Origin of the sequence: Streptomyces sp. NPDC101166, assembly GCF_044768125.1 — a bacterium.
Lineage (GTDB): Bacteria > Actinomycetota > Actinomycetes > Streptomycetales > Streptomycetaceae > Streptomyces.
In genome coordinates this window covers 1-1,059 of the sequence record NZ_JBIWPF010000343.1, presented here as the reverse complement: position 1 = coordinate 1,059, position 1,059 = coordinate 1, and the positions used below count along the sequence as shown (strand labels likewise).

Sequence of the window (1,059 nt, the reverse complement as noted above, 5' to 3'; positions counted from 1 at the left end):
GCACACCGCTCATCTCAAGAGGGAATTTCGAACACATGCGTCTCAAGAACTTCACCGCGGTTTCCGCGCTGGTCATCGCCGCTCTGGGCGTCACCGCCGGCACCGTGAACGCCGCGCCCGCCGCCGACAACAACGGTGCGATCAACTACACCGCCACCAACTCCGAGACCAACACCATCATCCGCACGGATGCCGGTTCCATGGTCGTCGAGAACGGCAACTTCGTCATCAAGGCCGCCAACGGCAACGTCGTCGCCGGCATGCCGCTGAAGGTGCGCGTGGACGATTTCGAGTTCCCGATCGCGGCGGAGATCTCCGACCACACCGCGACCCTGACCCCGCAGTACGACATGGACCACGCCACCTACACGCCGGTCGCCAAGGATGTCGCCCTGCCGTACGAGGACCAGGCTCCCTGGAAGTCGGACTACGACCGTGAGCAGGCCGCCTGGAACCGCATGAAGGACACCATCGCGCTGGGCGCCACCGTCGCGACCCTGGTCGGTGGCCTGGGCGCCGCGGCCGTCGGCTGCGTCCTCGGCTTCGGTGTGGCCGGTCTGGCCTCGGCCCCGCTGGCCGCGCTGTTCGGCGCCGGCCCGGTCATCGGCTGCCTCGTGGGCGCCGCCACCGTCGGCTTCCTGGGCACCATCGCGGGTCAGCTGCTGATCACCGCGCCGGTCGCCATCGCCGCCGCGATCCAGTACTTCACCACCATCAACGGCCCGCACATCTCCCCGGCTCCGGCCAAGTAATACTCCGGCTCCGGCCGAGTAACCGCGCGCTGTACGTCGAAACCCCCGCCCGGGTCATCCGGGCGGGGGTTTCGCGTTGTCCCGACTGTCGATGTGGGGCCCGAGGCCACGACCCCGAGCCCCACATCATCGAATCACGCTGTGCGGGCGATGCTTCCGGATTCGATGCGTTCGCGGACGAACCGCGCCACGTGCGCGAGGGCGGCCCGGCTCTCCGGCATGTTGGGGAAGATGGCCGGGAACGCGTGCACCTGGCCGCGCCAGATCTCCAGCGTGGCGGGCACACCCGACTGGGCCATCCGCTGCG

1 protein-coding gene is annotated in these 1,059 nt (G+C 68.8%); it reads left to right on the top strand.

Annotation, left to right across the window (positions count from 1 at the left end):
• Window positions 1-35: 35 nt before the first annotated feature.
• Window positions 36-752: a hypothetical protein gene (locus tag ACIRS4_RS38975; RefSeq protein WP_404205132.1), complete on the top strand. Its 717-nt coding sequence runs from the start codon at window positions 36-38 to the stop codon at window positions 750-752.
• Window positions 753-1,059 lie beyond the last annotated feature (307 nt).